Raw genomic sequence first — 18,129 nt, 5'->3', positions numbered from 1 at the left:
TAAACGGACTCAGCGTCAGGAAAGGCAGCCCGCGGGCTGCCTTTTTTCATGGCGCCGATGTGCCCGATTTTTGCTATCCTGTGCGCTCATTACCAAGAGCAAGTCATGGCTATCGAAATCGAACGCAAGTTTCTAGTAAGCGGCGACGCCTGGAAAGCGGCTGCCGCGGGCATCCTGTACCGGCAAGGTTATCTTTCCACCGACAAGGCGCGCACCGTGCGCGTGCGCATTGCCGGCGAGCGGGCGTTTTTGACGATCAAAGGCTTGGCAAAAGCACTGGCGCGCGCCGAATTCGAATATGAAATCCCGCTTGCCGATGCCGCCGAAATGCTCGATCAGCTTTGCCTGAAGCCATTGATCGAAAAACGCCGTTATACGGTCGATTGGCAAGGCCTGTGTTGGGAAATCGATGAGTTTTTGGGCGACAATTTTGGCCTGGTCGTGGCGGAAGTCGAACTCGACAGTGCAGACCAGGTGATCGATTTGCCGGAATGGGTGGGGCAGGAAGTTTCTGACGACGCGCGCTATTTCAATTCCAGCCTGATCGCCCATCCCTTTTCCACCTGGTGATGCAACGGGGGACGAAATGAGCCGTTCCAGGCGGCCCAGGCCGGCGCCGCCTTTGCCGGTGCGCGACGGCATTTCGCCGAGTTACCTGTGGCTGGACGCGGGGGAGTGGGCCAACATGCTGGAATTCCTGGTTGCACGGTTTCCTGGAGTGAGCCAGGCCGAGTGGACCGCACGCATGGAAAAAGGCGACGTGGTCGATCTGGAAGGCATCCCCGTGCGCGCTGACACATCCTACCGGCGCGGCGCGTGCATTTTCTATTACCGCGAGCTGGCGCACGAAACCCCGATTCCTTTTGCCGAAACCATCCTGTTCCAGGATGAGCACATCCTCGTTGCAGACAAACCGCATTTCTTGCCAGTGATTCCCACCGGTCGTTTTGTGCGCGAAACACTGCTGGCACGGCTCAAGCAGCGCACAGGCTTGCAGGATTTGACCCCGATCCACCGACTCGACCGCGAAACTGCGGGGGTGGTGCTGTTTTCGCATAACCGTGCCACGCGCGGCATTTACCAGGCCCTGTTCCAGCAGCGCGCCATGGACAAGGTTTACGAAGCCCTGGCGCCGACGCGGCCGGAGCTGCAGTTTCCCTTGATTTATCGCAGCCGCATGGCCGAAGGCGAGCCATTCATTTGTATGAAGGAAGTGGACGGCGAGCCGAACGCGGAAACGCACATCGAGTTGCTGGAGAATTTCGGGCCGGTGAGTTTGTACCGCTTGCGCCCGATCACAGGGAGGCGGCATCAGCTGCGCGTGCACATGGCTGCATTGGGCATGCCGATTGTGAATGATGCTTTTTATCCCGTGCTCCTGCCGTGCAAGGGAGATGATGTTTCCAAGCCATTGCAGTTGCTGGCGCGTGAAATCGCCTTTACTGACCCCTTGAGCGGTCTAATGCGGCATTTTGCCAGCGAACGAACGCTCGAACCTGCGCGGTGACGGGCATTGCGGCATACAATGCCGTTTTTCCCGCAAATTTCAATTGATCCCATGAGTACCCGTTTGAGTCTGGACCGCATCCTGCAGTCACAAGGATTTGGCAGCCGCAAGTATTGTCGTCAACTGATCGACGATGGCGAAGTATCGATCGATGGCGCTGTCGTGACGGATTATCGCGCCAGCCTCGATACCGCCGGTTTGGTCCTCACCGTCTTTGGCGAGGAATGGGTCTATCGCGCAAACGTCTATATCGCCCTGAACAAGCCGGCTAACTTTGAATGTTCGCGCAAACCCAGCCACCATCCGGGCGTATTGACTTTGTTGCCGGAACAAATGAGCTGGCGCGACGTGCAGCCGGTTGGCCGGCTGGACCATGACACCACAGGCTTGCTGCTGATGTCGGACGATGGCGCCTTCATCCATGCGCAATCCTCGCCGCGCCGCCATGTGCCCAAACTATATGAGGCAACGACCCACGATCCGGTGACGCCGGAATTGATTGCGCATCTGCTGGCAGGTGTGCAATTGCATGATGAACCGGCACCGCTGGCAGCTGTCACCTGCAGGATGCTGGATGCGCACCGGCTTGAAATCGTGCTTGAACAGGGCAAATACCATCAGGTCAAGCGCATGCTGGCCGCGGCTGGCAACCATTGCAGTGCACTGTGCCGCACCGCCATCGGTAGTCTGACTCTCCAGGCGCTGGATCTGGCGGAAGGTGAATGGTGTTACCTGGAGCCGGCGCAACTGGCATTGCTGGTGCCCGCACCTGCCGTGGCCTGATCGGGGCGCGCGGATGACGACTTCCTGCAATTCCGTGGTCACTGTGGTGGGAGGCGGGCCGGCCGGGTTGATGGCGGCTGAAGTGTTGAGTGCGCGCGGCATGCAAGTCCATGTGTATGACGCCATGCCTTCTGTCGGCCGCAAATTCCTGTTGGCAGGAAAGGGCGGCATGAATCTCACGCATGCCGAGCCCTACGAAAATTTTTTGTCCCGCTATGGCAGCCGGCGCGCGCAGATTGCGCCGTTGCTGTCGGCCTTTGATGCCGACGACTTGCGGGCATGGGCGAAAAGCCTGGGCATCGATACCTTTGTCGGTTCGTCGAACCGCGTCTTTCCGGTGGATATGAAGGCCGCCCCCTTGCTGCGCGCCTGGCTGCAGCGCTTGCGCGCGCAGGGGGTGCAGTTTCACATGCGGCATCGCTGGATGGGCTGGGGTGCCGGGGCAGGCACGCCTTGCTTGCGCTTTGCCACGCCGGCGGGTGAAGTCGACGTGGCCAGCGATGCGGTCGTGCTGGCGCTGGGAGGCGCCAGCTGGCCCCGGCTGGGATCGGATGGCGCCTGGCTACCCTGGCTGATGCAGCGCGGAGTTGACGTTGCGCCGCTGGTGCCTGCCAATTGCGCTTTCGAAGCAGACTGGAGTGCACATTTCCGCGAGCGCTACGCCGGTCATCCGGTGAAACCGGTGGCATTTTCCTGGACCGGTGCCGACGGCGTCATGACGCACCGCCAGGGCGAATTCGTGGTCAACGCCAGTGGCATCGAGGGCAGCCTGGTCTACGCGGCGTCGGCCGGACTGCGCGACGAGATTGCCCGCAGCGGCAGCGCCATGGTCCATATCGATCTTGCACCGGGCAAATCGCTGCAGCGTGTGATCGACGAAGTCGCCCATCCACGCGGGTCGCGCTCGCTGTCCAGCCATCTGCAGGGCCGCGTCGGCATTAGCGGCGTCAAGGCCGGCCTGTTGCGCGAATGCCTGGACAAGGAAGCTTTTGCGGATCCCGCCCGACTCGCAGCGGCCATCAAGGCATTGCCGCTGCGATTGCGTGCTGTCCGGCCGATTGCCGAAGCCATCAGCAGTGCCGGTGGGGTACAGTTCGAAGCGCTGGATGCGGGCTTGATGGCGCGTTGCTTGCCGGGCGTCTTTTGCGCAGGTGAAATGCTTGATTGGGAAGCCCCGACGGGCGGGTATCTGCTGACGGCTTGTTTTGCCAGCGGCCACAGGGCTGCGGCAGGCGTCATGGCGTGGCTGGCGAGTCAGAATGATGCTGGCTGTGATTAAAAAATTACAATCAAATTGATGCGCCGCACAAAATCGGCGTTGAATCCGCCGGCATGAATCCGGTCTCCTAGAATGGGCTTATCCGTCACAGCCGATTTGAAGGGGTAACAATGTTTACGATCCGTGATCATTTTTCAGAAGCCAGTCAAAGCAGTGCGGAACTTCAGGTCGACCTGAACACCGCCCTGGGTGGAAAGTTGCTGGAAAGTGCGCAAAAATTTGCGAACCTGAATGCGCGTGCGGCAAAGGTGTCGCTGCAAGAAGCTGAAGATACTGTGCTACAAGGCATACGGGCAAAAACGCCGCAGGAATTTGCGGCGGTCGCGGGTGCCCGGGCCAGGACATCGTCCAGAAAAGTGGCTTCGTATGCCTGTAATGTTGCAGGGATTGTTGCTGGTACGCAGTCGGAGCTGCTGGGATTGCTCGGCACCCAGCTGTCTGAAACCAATCTTGAGGTTGCCGAGCTGGTGGCTGATGTTTCTCATGGTGCGACGGCAGGCTACCCGCGCTTCGGGCATGCAATCCGCATGGGGTTTGATCATGCGAATGCCAGCCTGGAACAAATTACCCACGCCAGCAGGCAGATTCTCGATGAGATGGAAACCAGTTTTATTGCGGCAGCAAAGCAGCTTGATAACGCTGCCCGGCAAGCCCGGACAAGGTAAACGGTCGGCACGCAGAGTTCTCCGCGGGTGCCGTTCAGCCTTGGCTTCACGTGGCGGGAGTGCGTGCCATGACACAAGCCTGGTTCCGCTTTTATGCAGAGCTCAACCGGTTCGTATCGCCGGCATTGCGCCAGCGCAGCTTTGAACGTCGTTGCGCTCAGGATGCCAGCGTCAAGCACATGGTCGAGGCCCTCGGCGTACCGCATACGGAAGTCGCACTGATTCTGGCGAACGGGGACCCGGTCGATTTTTCCTATCGCTTGCGCGAGCAGGATCATGTCAGTGTCTATCCGCGCTTTGCCAGGTTGCGGGGCGATTCTCAATCCCCTGCATCCCTGCAGCCACACGGTTTGCCTTTGTTTGTCGCCGATGCGCATTTGGGGCGCCTGGCGCGCGACTTGCGCATGCTTGGATTTGACGTTTTATATCGCAATGATTTTGCCGACGACGAGATTGTCCGCATAGTCGTGGAGGAACAGCGGATCGTGCTGACGCGCGACCGCGATTTGTTGATGCGCAAGCCGATCGTGCGGGGCTGCTACCTGTACGCTACCGGCAGCGACGCGCAATTGTCGGAGGTGATGGAACGGTATGATCTGGCCGGGCAAATACGGCCCCTGTCACGCTGCCTGAAGTGCAACGGCGTGCTGGAACCGGTGGCAAAGAATGTGGTCGAGCATCATTTGCCTGTGCGTAGCAGCGCATGCCAGCAGCATTTTCAACGCTGCACGGCCTGCTGCCAGGTCTACTGGGACGGTGCGCACGTGGCGCGCATGCGCAGGCGCATCGCTGCCTTGCTGGCGACGATGCGCCCGGGCGGGGCTGTCACCTGATCTTAAAAATTCACGCGCATGCCGAGCACCAGGTTACGGCCGGCCAGCGGTGCGCGATCCTTCAGCACCGCGGTCGATACGCGTATGTCCTCATCCAGCAAATTCCGCACAAGCGCAAACCAGGTCACGCGGTAACCGCCATGGCGCTGCGTCCAGGCCAGGTTGGCATCGACTTGCGTGTAGCCGGCAGTGGGCGTGGTTTCAAACGCCGCCAGGCGGTCCTGTCTTTGCGCGTGGAGCAGCGATAGCCCGCTGCGCCAGGCACCCTGGCGATAGCCGACGTCGACGCCGAAGCGCGTCGCCGGCTGCAGCGGCAGGTTGCCGGCGCCTTTCAGGCGGCCACGCGAGGTATCGGCGAAGCCACGCACCGACCAGCCCTGGCCGCGCAAGTTGTAACTGACTTCGGCTTCTGCGCCGTGCACGGTGGCGTCGCCTTGCGACCAGAAGCGCTGCGTGAATTCGCCAGCCGGATCAGGCGCGCCGTTTTCATCGACACTGACGCCGGGCATGCGGCCATAGACGAAGTTGTCGACCGCATTCTGGAACAGGTTGGCTTTCCAGCGCACCAGCCCCGCGGTTTTCTGCAGGGAGATTTCGAGGTTGCGCGAAGTTTCCTTGGCGAGGGAGGCATTGCCGACATCGAAGGTGGCGGTCGACTCGTGCGGGCCGTTCGAATACAGTTCTTCGGTGCTGGGCGCGCGTTGCGCCAGCGACCAGGTGGCGCCGGCACTATAGCCCGGCATGAATTGCCACAGGCCTCCCAGCGACCAGGAAGCCAGGTCGAAGCTGCGCCGCGCCAGGCCACTGGGTGTATCCGGCGCGCGCCTGACCGATTCGAGGCGCAGTCCTGCGCTGGCCCGTAATGGACCGAAATCGCGCTCTTCGACCAGGAAAGCGGCCAGGAAGCTGGACCGGGTTTTGGGCACGGTATCGGGTCTCCCGGTGTCGGCAGCCAGCGCCGCGTAGTTGCTGTGTTCGGTTTGCAAGCCAAAGTTGCCGCGCCAGCCGGCCAATGGCAGGTGCGTGGCTTCGAAGCGGGTTTCCAGTACGCGATTCAGGAAGTCGGCGGCTGGCGTGCCATCCTGCGCCTTTTCCGTGTGACGGTAGTCGGTATAGCCGAGCTTGAGCTTCAGCGATGCCAGGCCGGGCAGCGGGTTTCTGAGCAGGCCATCGACGTCGTAGCGGCTCTTTTGCAAGTCGATGAAGGCGCGTTCATCGGTAGGGATGCCATAGCGGTCGTCAAGCATGCCGGCCGATGCGCCGATGTGCCCCCAGTCGTCCACGTGCGATATCCCCACCCCGAGGCTGTGCTGGTTGGTAAAGGAGTTGGGCAGGCGGCCGGAGGCAGAGTTCTGATCGGCCGGCGCGGCTAAACCGGGAATGCGGTAATCGCCCGTGTCGCGCGCCTGGGCATCCAGGTGCAGGCCGGTCTTGCCGGCACTGCCGTCGACTGCCAGTGACATCGCCTTGCCGCGGTCGGCCGAACTCGCGCGCAGCTCCGCTTCGCCGGTCGCCTTGGGGAGCAGCTGGGTCGGGATACGCTCATTGACGACATTGACGAGTCCGCCGATCGCTCCCGAGCCATACAGCAGTGCCGCCGGGCCGCGCAGAATTTCAATCTGGCGGGCCGTGGCGAAATCGGCTGCAACGGCATGGTCATTGGACAGACTGGAGACGTCGGATACCGACATGCCGTTTTGCAGGATTTTCACCCGCGGTCCTTCGAATCCGCGAATGATGGGGCGGGAGGCGCCGGCGCCGAAGGCCGAGGCCGATACCCCCAGTTCGCGTGACAGGGTATCGCCAAGTGTTGCGCCCAATTTGTCGCGCAATTCGCTGCCGGCCAGGATTTTTGCCGGCGTAAGAATTTGCGCATCCTCGCTGGCGGCAAAAGGGGTGGCGCTGACGATCACCGGCGCGAGGGTTTGCGGGTCTGTCTGGGCGTGTGCCGCCAGCGGCAGGCTGGCGGCACACGCCATGATGGCGTGCGCCATGGGTGTATGTTGCAGTTGCATTTTGATTTCCTAAAGAATGCTGCGCGAGCGCTTCCCCTGCGTGCAGGAGGGCGCTTCACGAAATTCGGGTGAGCGGCAGGAAATCAGGCAAGCGGCGGCGCGCGGGAGGAGAAATGCAGCAGGACCGGCGCATCCCAGGAAGCAAAGGCCGTCCAGAGCGCCAGTATTTTTGCACCTGGCAGGACGGCCAGGCTGACGGAGGGGGAGTGGAGTGCGGTGGCGAGTGCGGCGCCATCGAACAGGGCGCAGTTGTGTTCCAGTGCCTTGTCATATCCCGCGCTATCGCCTTGCAGGGCGGGCAGGTTGACTTGCGCTAGTTGCGTCGCCTGCGCTGGCCTGCCGTGTTCGATGCGGTGGGCCAGGCCAAGCCATTGGGCGAACAATAGCATTGCCACGAACACGATGGCGCTCGGGGCAAGGCGTTGACGCATGATGGCAGGCGGGCAAGTCATGAATCTAAAAAAGAGCCTTCAATTCGGGAAAAGAGGGGCGCCCGGATCCGGACGTCACTGCAATTTTAGCAGTTGCAACGCCCGGCCGCTCATCCGGGCACAGGCACCCGCCCTGGTGTAAACTCTGGCGCTTTGCGTTCCCAGGTTAAATAGAGCATGGGCAATCACCTTTCGCGTAGCCGATCCTTGTCGTCCCGTATCCGGATGTTTTTGCCGCAGGCAGTGTTCATCAATGGCAAGGAGCGCTTGCGCGCCTGTGCCGGCGCCTTGTTCGGTATCCTCTTGACAGGCCTGGTGACCCGGCTTGTGCTGGGGCCCAGCGCCAGTATTCCGCTCCTGATTGCGCCGATGGGGGCATCCGCAGTCCTGTTGTTTGCGGTGCCATCCAGTCCCCTGGCACAGCCGTGGTCCGTGATAGGCGGCAATAGCATTGCGGCGCTGGTGGGGGTTGCCGTGGCATCCTGGATTCCCGATCCGCTGTGGGCTGCGGCGGTCGCAGCAAGCCTGGCGATTGCCGCGATGCTGGCTTGTCGCTGCCTGCATCCACCGGGTGGCGCCATTGCGCTTACCGCCGTGCTGGGCGGCCCGGCGATCAAGGCGCTGGGTTTTGGTTTCGTGCTGATGCCAGTCGCACTCAATTCCCTGTTGATGCTGTTACTTGCACTATTTTTCAACAATGCCACCGGCCGCCGTTATCCGCATGTCTTGCAAGCCGAGCATGCCAATATCCATCACACGGACGATGCACCGCCGATCGACAGGGTCGGCTTCACGCCGGAAGACCTGGATGCAGTGCTCAAGCAATACAACCAGGTCCTGGATATCAGTCGCGACGATCTGGAAGACTTGTTTCTGCAAACCGAGCGTCATGCCTTCCGCCGCCGCCTTGGTGAAATCACTTGCGCGAATATCATGTCACGTGACGTGGTTACGGTTGAATTCGGCACGACGCTCGAAGAGGCGTGGAATCTGCTGCGCTGGCACAACATCAAGGCGCTCCCCGTCGTCAATCGCGCTCACCGCGTGATCGGCATCGTCACCCTGGTCGACTTTATGAAGCATGCCAACCCGGATCGGTTTGGCAGCGTCAACGACCGGCTTCGTTACCTGGTGCGGCGTGATGGCGAGACGCACTCGGACAAGCCGGATGTAGTCGGCCAGATCATGAGCAAGGGCGTCATGACTACCAGTGTCGATACCCATATTGTTGAACTTGTCCCGGTGTTTTCGGACAAGGGCAAGCACCATATGCCCGTTGTCGATGCTGAGGGTCGCCTGGCCGGCATGCTGACGCAATCGGACATGATCGCTGCGCTATATCGAGGGCAGTTGCTGGATAGCAGTACACTTCCTCCATTGTCTTCGAAGTAAAGACCCGGAATGGTTCATTCTTTCCGGATCAAGTCAAATGCTGCGCTGCCTGACACTGGCTTGCTAAACAAATAGCCTTGCATCGCGTTGCAGTGCCACAGCTTCAGGAGATCGAACTGCGACTGGGTCTGTACGCCTTCGGCAACCACTTGCAGGTTCATGGAATGCCCCAGTGCGATGATGCCCTGGGCGATGGCAGCGGCATCCCTGTCTACCGTAATGTCGCGCACGAAAGACTGATCCACTTTCAGGGCTTGAATGGGAAAACGCTTCAGGTAGGACAGGCTGGAATAGCCGGTGCCAAAGTCATCGATCGATAAGGTGATGCCCATGTCATGAAGCTTGCTCAGCGTTGAAATCGTCTCTTCCGCATTGCGCATCACACTGCTTTCGGTGATTTCCAGCTCCAGGCACTCAGGCGCCAGGCCGGTTTCCTTCAGGATCTCGGCGATGTGCTCGACCAGATCTTCTTTCCAGAATTGGCGCGCCGATAAATTCACTGCCATGGTCAAGTCGCTGTAGCCTTGCCGTTGCCATTGCACCAGCTGTTCGCAAGCGGTGCGCAAGACCCAGCTGCCGATCGCCAGGATCAGTCCTGAGGATTCCGCCAGAGGAATGATTTTGTCCGGACTGATCGTGCCCCGCACCGGGTGTTCCCAGCGCAGCAAGGCTTCAAAGCCGAGAATGCGGCCGGTCGATACGTCCAGCTTGGGCTGGTAATGCACTTCGAATTCATTGCGCTGGATCGCGCGCCGCATGTCATTTTCTAGCGTCAGGCGCTCCAGCAGCTTGGCGTTCATTTCGGGCGAGTAGAAGCAGATTTGCTTGCGGCCGAGTTCCTTGGAACGGTACATCGCCGTATCGGCATTGCGCACCAGTTGCGAAATGGAGTCGCCATCCTTTGGGAACATGGCGATGCCGATGCTTCCCGCCACGGAGATTTCCTGGTTCTTCAGGACTACCGGTTTCTCGAGCGCTTTCATGATTTTACGGGCGATCGCGACGGCATCTTCCGTGGATTCGAGCTCCGAGAGGACAATCACGAATTCATCACCGCCAAGACGCGCCACCGTGTCGCCAGCGCGAATGGTTTCCAGGAGACGCGCTGCGACTTCGCACAGCAGGATGTCGCCCTGGTCATGCCCCAGACTGTCATTGACCATCTTGAACTGGTCGAGATCCATGAAGATGATGGCGACAAGCTTGTGCGTTCGCGTCGATTGGGTAATGGCCTGGTTAAGGCGGTCTTCGAACAGGTTGCGATTGGGCAGGCCGGTCAGCGCATCGTGATTGGCCATGTACAGCAGCCTTTCTTCATTTTTCTTGCGTTCGCTGATGTCGTCAAGCGTGCCGACAATCCCTTCCACCGTGCCATGGACATCCAGGTTCAGCGCCATGTCGGCTTCCATCCAGACCGGCACGGCATCCTGTTTCAGGAGGCGCGCTTCAAATCGCAGGCTATCCTGTTCCTGGCGTAGCAGCTGGGTCATCATGTCGAAGCAACGCGCCCGGTCTTCCTCGTGAATGAATGCGTGCAGCGGTTGTTCGAGGGAGCCCTCGGCCGGGAAGCCCAGGATCTTGGTCCAGGCCGTATTCAGGAAGGTAAGGCGGCAATCCGTGTCAATCCGGAAGATGATTTCGCGCACGGACTCTACCACGGTGCGCAGCTTTTCCTCGCTATCGCCGAGCGCCTTTTCAAAGCGCTTGCGTTCAATTGCATAGCTCAATGTGCGTGACAGGAGCTGGGAATCGACACGGCCCTTGATCAGGTAATCCTGTGCCCCCGCCTTGACAGCGGACAGGCCGATACTTTCATCGGTGGTCCCGGTGAGTACCACGATCGGGATGTGCGGCGCTTGCCCATGCACTTTGCTGAACGTGCTGAGTCCCAGGCTGTCGGGTAGCGACAGATCCAGCAAAATCAGGGAAATCGGCCTGGCCTTCAGATGCCCGAGGCCAATGGACAGACGGTCCGCATAGACCAGCTCGAACAGTGGCCTGTCAGCCAGCATGTCGGCAATCAGTTCGACATCGCCTGGATTGTCCTCTATTAGCAGGATTTGAATAGCGTCACGTTTCATCTGTTTCGTTTGGCAGGGTGACGACCTTGAGCCAGAAATGATTGATCGACTGGATTACTGACATGAATTTTTCGAGATCAACCGGCTTGCTGACATAGCAATTGGCGAAATGGTCATAGCTTTTCAATACATCCGATTCAGCCTTGGAACTGGTGAGAATCACGACAGGAATGCGCTTGAAACGCGGATCCGATTTAATGAAATTCAACACGTCATGGCCGCTCTTTCGCGGCAGATTGAGATCGAGAAAAATGACGTCCGGATAGGGTGCTTCGATAAAGGGTGGCTTGCATTCCAGGAATGCCAATGCTTCCACGCCATCCCGTGCCCAATGCAAGCGGTTACGTACTTTTCCTTCGAGGAGCGCTTCCTTGGTGAGCAGTACATCACCTGGATTGTCTTCAACCAAAAGAATTTCCACTTCCCGCAAAGTGCCTGGTGTTGCTTCGCTCTGCAAATTCATAGGGCTTCTTTCAGGGTGAAATAAAAAGTCGCGCCCTGGGCCGGGTGTGATTCGACCCAGATATGCCCGCCATGCCGGTCCACGATTTTTTTACAGATGGCCAGGCCGATTCCCGATCCGGGATAGTCCGTACGGCCATGCAAGCGCTGAAAAATCACGAAGATGCGATCGAAGTGCTCTGGCTCGATACCGATGCCGTTATCCTCGATAGCGAATTGCCAGTAGTTATCTTTCTTTGTCACGCCAATATGGACAAGAGGAATGTTTTTGCCGCAAAATTTGATCGCATTGCTGAGCAGATTCTGGAAAACCTGGGTAAGTTGCGTTGCATCACCCATGACCACAGGAAATGGATCGTGGCTGATTTTTGCGCCACTTTCCTGGATTGCGGGGCGGAGATTCAGCAGGGCAGTGCGTAATACGCTTTCGATGGCAATTGGTTGCAACTCCTTGCCGCGTGTGCCAACCCGGGAAAACATCAGCAAGTCATCGATCAATTGCTGCATGCGCTTGGCGCCATCGACGATATAGTGCATGAACAGCAGCCCCTTCTCATCGAATTTATCGCTATAACGCTTTTCCAGTAATTGTGTGTAGGAGGCAACCATGCGTAATGGTTCCTGGAGGTCATGCGAGGAAACATAGGCAAACTGTTCCAGTTCGGCATTGGAGCGCGCGAGTTCTTGCATATTGTGTTTGAGAGCAAGCTGAGTCTGTTTTCGTTCCTCAATCTCTTTCTGCAATGACTCGTTAAATGCGATCAAGCGCGCATCACGCTCCTGAATATGGGCAAGCATTTGATTGAATGCATCCGTCAATGAACCAATCTCGTCATTACTGTATTTGGCAGCGCGCAGGCTGTAATCCTTGCGGTCGATAACGGCTTGCGCAACGCTGGCAATTTCCAGTATTGGTGTGGAAATCAGTTGCTGCTGCCTGGTAGAGATCCACCAACCCGCACACAAGGAAACAAGCATCACCAAAAATACAATGCCGCCATAACGGATGGTGCGTGTGATTTGTTGCAAGTCGGCACGCAGGTAAACCGTCCCGGCCGCTTCGCTACTTTTTGGCTGCAAGATCAAGTGGTACAACTCCACTTCACCGCCGTGAATCCGGTAGCCGGGACTTTGCATCTTCGGGAGAGTGGCCGGCGACCCGGCCTTGGTATAGCTGGCGAACAATTTGCCATCGGGGCGATACAACGCACCGGCGGCGATGCTTGGCTTGGCCTTGAGCGCGGCCAGGTATTCGGTTGCCGCCTGAACGTCATTGAAGCTCAGCGCGGCAATGCTCGTCTGGCCAACGACCTGGGCTTGCGTACGCAAATCCTTGATTTTCTGTTGCGCGTAATCGTACGAATCGTAGACCACGATGGCGATCATTGCGAGCAACAGCGCGACGCCGCTACTCAAGAGCATCATGCCAAGCAGCTTGCGGCGTAGCGGCAGGTCGCGGAATCGCTTCATTTCATTTGCCTCTCACGGTTCTTGCCACACCCAGCAGCTTGGAGCTTACTTTCAAGCCGGCTTGCTCGACCTGGTCGAGGTTGACATCAAAACGCACCTTGTCGTTGTCTATGACGAATGCAATGGCGATTCCCGGGTGCTCAAAATCGGCGACGGTCAATATATTCCTGTCCTGCAGACTGGCCAGGATCGCTTTCAGGTTGTTCCTTTCGGACTGGCTGATATACAGGATATGCGCATTGCGTGCCTCCTCTGCCTTGGACGTGCGTCGCACCGTGACTGTACGGCCGGCGATGGCGCGTCCCTTGCCCAGTTGATCGAGCATCGGACCGAATGGATCGTCGCCGAGAACAGTAATCAGCAACGGCGTATCCGTGAAGGGAAATGCGCTGGCCGGCCATTCGACAAAGTCGCCGAACTTCAACAGGTAGGCACCCTTGACCGAATATTCAAGCGAACCCTCGGCAGCCACACCGGCACGGCTGTCCTGGAACATGCTTGTCCATGCCAGTAACAGCACCAGGACGAAGGTCGCGGGGCGCAGCGGAGCAGGGATGATGGTCGAAGCTTTCACGAGATTCTTGCTGCCCTGGATAGTTGCCTGCTCATGCACGCCATCGCCTAGAAACGACTGACAAGTTTGACAAACAGGCTGCGGTCGAATTCGCTGCGCGTTGTTGCATCGCCATATTCGGCATGCCCGCCCCCCAGCAGGTTTTGTGCAGTGACCGAGAACTCCAGGTCCGGGCGCACTTTCCAGCCATAGCGCAAGTCCACCGTTGTGTATTCCGGTACGGTCGGGCTGGACAGCGCGTCGACGTGGCGCACGATCATGTCCAGTTCGCTGGTGCTGGAGAGATCGACAGAAGCGCGCAGCATCGCCCGGTAGCCCGGATCAAGACCCGTGGCATTGACGGCCGCGACATCGATACTGCCAGGCTTGAGACGCAGCCGTTCGCGCAGCATCGTCAGACCGCCCGACAGGCGCCACTGACGCGAGGCTTGCCATGTGCCCCATATTTCCATGCCGCTGGCCTTGCCTTCCATCTGATTGCCAAAGAACACGAAGGTCTGGCTTGGCGCGAGTTCCTGCGTGCGCAAGTCATCGTAGCGGTTATGGAAGAGCGTCAGCGAGTAGGACAGGCGGGACGTCGGCTGGCCGCGGTAGCCGATCTCGAACACTTTCGCGACTTCAGAAACAACGTTGGAGCCGCCGTCGAGCAGGAAAGGGGGTCGGCCCGGCACGTAGGCGTCGCGGTCCAGGCGTGACGGTGCGCGCACGGTGCGCGATGCGGCGGCCCATGCCAGGGACGTCGGGGTGGTTTTCCACGCCAGCCGCGCCGATGGCAAAAATTCGGTGCCGGTGTAGTCGTTGCGTTCCATGCGCGCACCAAGGGTCAGCTTCAGATCATCGCGCAGCGTAATTTCATCCTGGGCGAACAGGCTGGCCCAGCGCTGGTTGAGATTGGCGGGCAGAAATGCGAAAAAATCACTGTTGGTGACCCGGTCCATGCTGTAACGGTAGTTGGCGCCCCATACGATTGCATGCGCTCCCAGCGGCTTCAGGGCATGCTGGAACTGGACATCGGCAATGTCGAGGGTTTCTGCGAAGAAGGGTGGGATGGCGCGCTTGGTGCGGTCATAATAGGCCTGCACATTGACGCTGGCGCCACCGTCAAGGCGATGCGTCCAGTGCGACAGCAGATTGAAGCCCGAAACGCGGATGTCGCCAAGAGCCAGGTTCGGCCCCGGGATGACGATCGAGCCAGGCGCCGGCTGCTCCTGCGCGCCCTGGTAGACATTGCCTTCGACGGTCAGCTGGTTCCGTGCGCTGGCCCAATCGGTACGGAAGCCTGCCTGCGTCTTGTGCGAGGCATCGTTGACCGGGTTGCCATTTTCCAGCGAGGTATTCTTGCGATCGGCGTAATTCAGGTAGATCCGGTAATTGCCGTCGGCGCCGATCTTTCCGCCGTGGCGCAACGACGCATTTTCCTCGCGATTGCCTTTCCCCGCTGCTGCGAGGGTGCCTTGGGTATCTTTTGCCGGCCGGGTGATGATATTGATGACGCCGTTGACGGCATTGACGCCCCACAGCGTCCCGGCGGGCCCGCTGATCACTTCGATGCGCTCGACGTCTTCCAGCATGACATCCTGCACATCCCAGAAGACGCCGGAGAACAGCGGCGTATATACCGAGCGCCCATCGATCAGGACCAGCATTTTATTGGGCGCGCTGGTGTTGCTGCCATTGAGTCCCCGCGCACTGATGGCATACCCATTGGCGCTGGCTTGTGCGACGTGCAGGTTCGGTGCCAGACGCAAGGCATCGGGCAGGCGGCTCACGCCGGAGCGCCGGATATCATCTGCCGTAATGACAAATACCGAGGCGGCCGCATCGGCAAGCGGTTCCGCCTTTTTTGAGACAGAGATAACCTGGATGTTGGCAAGTTCTTCCAGCGACAGGGTCCCTAGATCCGATGGCGCCGTGGCGGCCTGCGAAACTGGGGTGAGGCAATTCAGCAGTACGCCGACCAATGCCGTGCAATGCGGCCGGGCCCATCGAGCAATTTGCAAACTTTGCAACTTTCCCGGGGAGCGGGTAACGCCCGCGGTCTTGTAGAAGGGATTGCAAGTTAATTGAAAATTTCCAAGTAACTTACATTGCCTTTGTTGCAAAAATATCATTGCTTGCACCCCGTGTGACCCGTGGTCGATGGGGAACTGTAATGCAAGCAATGCAACTAACTTTGCGCTTTGTCAAAGTATTGTTTCTTCTGCGCAATAGTTAAATCTAGCTCAATATTTCGTGTCTGTGCGTCGATGTTCGTTGTAAGGTCGCATGGCATGAGCTGCCGCTGACCCAGCAATGCAGGCCAGCGCCGGGCTTTTGCATGATGCAAACTTACTTGCGCCCGGCCTTCGATCCCATGCCCGTGGCTCTGGATGCCTGGCGTTGTCCAGGCTTGCGCGCAATTGCCGCACCGTCGCGCGGCTTGGGCATGCCAAATTTCTGGGCAACCTTGGCTGGCCCTGGTGTTTCCTTGCGCCGCTCGACCGCCGCCAATCCGGGTGTCGGCGCGGTATTGCGCGGCACTAGGCAGCGATCGCCACTGCCGATCAAATCGGAACGGCCCATCTTTTGCAGCGCTTCGCGCAGGATCGGCCAGTTTTCCGGATCGTGATAGCGCAGGAATGCCTTGTGCAGCTTGCGTACCTTGCCCAGGCGCGGCGTTTCCACGACCTCGGAATTTTCCGTGACCTTGTGCAAGGGATTCTTGCGCGTGTGGTACATGGTGGTTGCCAGCGCCATGGGCGTGGGCATGAAAGTTTGCACCTGGTCGAGGCGGAAATTGTTTTTCTTCAGCCAGAGCGCCAGGTTCAGCATGTCTTCATCGCGGGTGCCCGGGTGGGCGGCGATAAAGTAGGGAATCAGGTATTGTTCCTTGCCTGCTTCCTTCGAGTACTTTTCAAACAATTCCTTGAAGCGGTCGTAAGCGCCCATGCCGGGCTTCATCATCTTCGACAGCGGGCCTTCTTCGGAATGTTCCGGCGCGATCTTCAGCAAGCCGCCGACGTGGTGCGTCACCAGTTCCTTGACGTATTCAGGCGAGCGTACCGCCAGGTCGTAGCGCAGGCCGGAGCTGACCAGGATTTTCTTGATGCCCGGGATGGCGCGTGCCTTGCGATACAGCTGGATCAGCTTGCTGTGGTCGGTGTTGAGGTTGACGCAAATGCTGGGGTACACGCATGACAGGCGTTTGCAGCTTTCCTCGATGTTCTTGTCCTTGCAGTTCAGGCGATACATGTTGGCGGTCGGTCCGCCCAGGTCGGAAATGATGCCGGTGAAGCCCTTGGTCTTGTCGCGGATGTTTTCGATCTCGCGCAAAATCGATGGCTCCGAGCGGCTCTGGATGATGCGCCCCTCGTGCTCGGTGATGGAGCAAAAGGTGCAGCCGCCAAAGCAGCCGCGCATGATGTTGACCGAAAAGCGGATCATGTCCCAGGCCGGGATTTTCGCCTTGCCGTAGGACGGGTGCGGCGCGCGCGCATACGCCATGTCGAACACGTAATCCATGTCTTCCATCGCCAGCGGCAGCGGCGGCGGATTGAGCCAGACGTCGCGTTCGCCATGCGCCTGCACCAGCGCGCGGGCGTTGCCGGGGTTGGATTCGATGTGGAATACGCGCGAGGCATGCGCATACATCACCGGATCTTCCTTGATCTGCTCGTAAGAGGGCAGGCGCACCACGCTCTTTTCGCGCTGTTCCTTCAGGGCCGCCTGGCGCTCTTCGCGCGTCATGATCCTGATCGGCTTGACTGCCGGCGCGGCGTCGGGATTCTTGCCGGTGGCGCAGTTCTCTTCCCCGGCCGGCGTCATGGCGTACGGGTCGGTGTGGGCTTCCACCTTGCCGGGCGTATCGACGCGGGTCGAATTGACTTCAGTCCAATCGTCCGCCGGTTTCCAGCCGGACGGCACCATGAAGGCCGTGCCGCGCAAGTCGCGGATGCTCTTGATCGACTCGCCTGCCGCCAGCCGGTGGGTGAGGTCGAGCAGGGCGCGCTCGGCATTGCCAAAGATGAGGATGTCGGCCTTGGTATCCGGCAGCACGGAACGGCGCACCTTGTCGGACCAGTAATCATAATGGGCAATGCGGCGCAGGCTGGCCTCGATACTGCCAAGCACGATGGCAGTATCCGGGTAAGCTTCGCGCGCACGCTGCGCATACACTGTCAGCGCGCGGTCCGGGCGCTTGTTGGCTTCGCCATTGGCGGTGTAGGCATCTTCGGAGCGGATCTTGCGGTCAGCCGTATAGCGGTTGACCATCGAGTCCATGTTGCCGGCGGTAATGCCGAAATACAGGCGCGGCTTGCCCAGCGCACGGAAGGGCTCGGCGGAATGCCAGTCCGGCTGGCTGATGATGCCCACGCGAAAGCCCTGTGCCTCCAGCAAACGGCCGATCAGCGCCATGCCAAAGCTGGGATGGTCGATGTAGGCGTCGCCCGTCACCAGGATGATGTCGCAATATTCCCAGCCGAGCGCATCCATTTCCTTCTTCGACATCGGCAGGAAGGGCGCTGGGGCTGGACTGGACCCTTTCGGGACATAGGCAGTCAGGTTTTTCGGGGCTAGCATGATGGGGCGGATTGTACAGGATTCAGGCCAGCGCTACCGGCTGCAGGGTCCGGCGATATTGACCCTGAGTACGCCTT

The 18,129-nt window shown here is 59.3% G+C and carries 15 protein-coding genes; 7 read left to right on the top strand and 8 right to left on the bottom strand.

All coding sequences use genetic code 11. From position 1 onward, the window contains the following. Nucleotides 1-105 precede the first annotated feature (105 nt). The 6 genes from EKL02_RS15025 (at nucleotide 106) to EKL02_RS15000 (ending at nucleotide 5,067) form a co-directional block, all read left to right on the top strand. Nucleotides 106-570, top strand: a complete 465-nt coding sequence (locus tag EKL02_RS15025; protein WP_128902795.1) for a CYTH domain-containing protein — start codon at nucleotides 106-108, stop codon at nucleotides 568-570. Nucleotides 571-586: 16 nt separating this feature from the next. Further along, on the top strand, nucleotides 587-1,507 hold the full coding sequence (locus EKL02_RS15020) for an RluA family pseudouridine synthase (protein WP_128902794.1): 921 nt from the start codon (nucleotides 587-589) through the stop codon (nucleotides 1,505-1,507). Between the two features lie 51 nt (nucleotides 1,508-1,558). Continuing rightward, complete coding sequence (locus EKL02_RS15015; protein ID WP_128902793.1) at nucleotides 1,559-2,290, top strand: pseudouridine synthase; 732 nt, start codon at nucleotides 1,559-1,561, stop codon at nucleotides 2,288-2,290. 13 nt (nucleotides 2,291-2,303) lie between these two features. Next, complete coding sequence (locus EKL02_RS15010; protein ID WP_128902792.1) at nucleotides 2,304-3,569, top strand: TIGR03862 family flavoprotein; 1,266 nt, start codon at nucleotides 2,304-2,306, stop codon at nucleotides 3,567-3,569. A 110-nt stretch (nucleotides 3,570-3,679) separates the two neighbouring features. Continuing rightward, nucleotides 3,680-4,234: a phasin family protein gene (locus EKL02_RS15005; protein WP_128902791.1), complete on the top strand. Its 555-nt coding sequence runs from the start codon at nucleotides 3,680-3,682 to the stop codon at nucleotides 4,232-4,234. Between the two features lie 68 nt (nucleotides 4,235-4,302). After that, nucleotides 4,303-5,067, top strand: a complete 765-nt coding sequence (locus EKL02_RS15000; RefSeq protein WP_128902790.1) for a Mut7-C RNAse domain-containing protein — start codon at nucleotides 4,303-4,305, stop codon at nucleotides 5,065-5,067. Nucleotides 5,068-5,069: 2 nt separating this feature from the next. Here the strand turns inward: EKL02_RS15000 and EKL02_RS14995 are convergent, their stop codons facing one another. After that, nucleotides 5,070-7,082: a TonB-dependent receptor gene (locus EKL02_RS14995; protein ID WP_128902789.1), complete on the bottom strand. Its 2,013-nt coding sequence runs from the start codon at nucleotides 7,080-7,082 to the stop codon at nucleotides 5,070-5,072. An 83-nt stretch (nucleotides 7,083-7,165) separates the two neighbouring features. Next, nucleotides 7,166-7,513, bottom strand: a complete 348-nt coding sequence (locus EKL02_RS14990) for a hypothetical protein (RefSeq protein WP_128902788.1) — start codon at nucleotides 7,511-7,513, stop codon at nucleotides 7,166-7,168. Between the two features lie 207 nt (nucleotides 7,514-7,720). Here EKL02_RS14990 and EKL02_RS14985 point away from each other — a divergent pair, with 207 nt between their 5' ends. After that, entirely contained in the window at nucleotides 7,721-8,905 is a 1,185-nt protein-coding gene (locus EKL02_RS14985) for an HPP family protein (RefSeq protein ID WP_347232087.1), read from the top strand. 14 nt (nucleotides 8,906-8,919) lie between these two features. On the opposite strand, the gene EKL02_RS14980 is transcribed toward EKL02_RS14985, so the two are convergent. The 6 genes from EKL02_RS14980 to EKL02_RS14955 all read right to left on the bottom strand — a co-directional run bounded on the left by EKL02_RS14980 (nucleotide 8,920) and on the right by EKL02_RS14955 (nucleotide 17,980). Continuing rightward, nucleotides 8,920-10,986, bottom strand: coding sequence for an EAL domain-containing protein (locus EKL02_RS14980; protein WP_128902786.1), 2,067 nt, complete (start codon nucleotides 10,984-10,986; stop codon nucleotides 8,920-8,922). After that, complete coding sequence (locus EKL02_RS14975) at nucleotides 10,976-11,449, bottom strand: response regulator (RefSeq protein ID WP_206732405.1); 474 nt, start codon at nucleotides 11,447-11,449, stop codon at nucleotides 10,976-10,978. The genes EKL02_RS14980 and EKL02_RS14975 overlap by 11 nt, the downstream gene beginning before the upstream one ends. Next, on the bottom strand, nucleotides 11,446-12,777 hold the full coding sequence (locus EKL02_RS14970; protein WP_164932035.1) for an ATP-binding protein: 1,332 nt from the start codon (nucleotides 12,775-12,777) through the stop codon (nucleotides 11,446-11,448). The genes EKL02_RS14975 and EKL02_RS14970 overlap by 4 nt, the downstream gene beginning before the upstream one ends. A gap of 142 nt (nucleotides 12,778-12,919) precedes the next feature. Beyond that, nucleotides 12,920-13,531 carry a YfiR family protein gene (locus EKL02_RS14965; protein ID WP_128902784.1) on the bottom strand — a complete coding sequence of 204 codons (612 nt, stop codon included), beginning with the start codon at nucleotides 13,529-13,531 and terminating at the stop codon, nucleotides 12,920-12,922. Between the two features lie 8 nt (nucleotides 13,532-13,539). Beyond that, complete coding sequence (locus tag EKL02_RS14960) at nucleotides 13,540-15,492, bottom strand: TonB-dependent receptor (RefSeq protein WP_241687727.1); 1,953 nt, start codon at nucleotides 15,490-15,492, stop codon at nucleotides 13,540-13,542. Nucleotides 15,493-15,820: 328 nt separating this feature from the next. Further along, nucleotides 15,821-17,980 (bottom strand): YgiQ family radical SAM protein, encoded by a 2,160-nt coding sequence (locus EKL02_RS14955; protein ID WP_241687876.1) that lies wholly within the window; start codon nucleotides 17,978-17,980, stop codon nucleotides 15,821-15,823. Between the last annotated feature and the right edge of the window lie 149 nt (nucleotides 17,981-18,129).

Origin of the sequence: Janthinobacterium sp. 17J80-10 (assembly GCF_004114795.1) — a bacterium.
In the GTDB taxonomy this organism is placed as follows: domain Bacteria; phylum Pseudomonadota; class Gammaproteobacteria; order Burkholderiales; family Burkholderiaceae_D; genus Paucimonas.
Note: the sequence above shows the minus strand (reverse complement) of the source record. Positions and strands in the feature narration are given on the sequence as shown.

Bases quoted from the DNA above. Each gene is read 5' to 3' on its own strand.
- EKL02_RS15000 (WP_128902790.1), top strand. From the start codon at position 4,303: ATGACACAAGCCTGGTTCCGCTTTTATGCAGAGCTCAACCGGTTCGTA.
- EKL02_RS15010 (WP_128902792.1), top strand. From the start codon at position 2,304: ATGACGACTTCCTGCAATTCCGTGGTCACTGTGGTGGGAGGCGGGCCG.
- EKL02_RS15005 (WP_128902791.1), top strand. From the start codon at position 3,680: ATGTTTACGATCCGTGATCATTTTTCAGAAGCCAGTCAAAGCAGTGCG.
- EKL02_RS15025 (WP_128902795.1), top strand. From the start codon at position 106: ATGGCTATCGAAATCGAACGCAAGTTTCTAGTAAGCGGCGACGCCTGG.
- EKL02_RS14980 (WP_128902786.1), bottom strand. From the start codon at position 10,986: ATGAAACGTGACGCTATTCAAATCCTGCTAATAGAGGACAATCCAGGC.
- EKL02_RS14955 (WP_241687876.1), bottom strand. From the start codon at position 17,980: ATGTCGAAGAAGGAAATGGATGCGCTCGGCTGGGAATATTGCGACATC.
- EKL02_RS14975 (WP_206732405.1), bottom strand. From the start codon at position 11,449: ATGAATTTGCAGAGCGAAGCAACACCAGGCACTTTGCGGGAAGTGGAA.
- EKL02_RS14995 (WP_128902789.1), bottom strand. From the start codon at position 7,082: ATGCAACTGCAACATACACCCATGGCGCACGCCATCATGGCGTGTGCC.
- EKL02_RS14990 (WP_128902788.1), bottom strand. From the start codon at position 7,513: ATGCGTCAACGCCTTGCCCCGAGCGCCATCGTGTTCGTGGCAATGCTA.
- EKL02_RS15020 (WP_128902794.1), top strand. From the start codon at position 587: ATGAGCCGTTCCAGGCGGCCCAGGCCGGCGCCGCCTTTGCCGGTGCGC.
- EKL02_RS15015 (WP_128902793.1), top strand. From the start codon at position 1,559: ATGAGTACCCGTTTGAGTCTGGACCGCATCCTGCAGTCACAAGGATTT.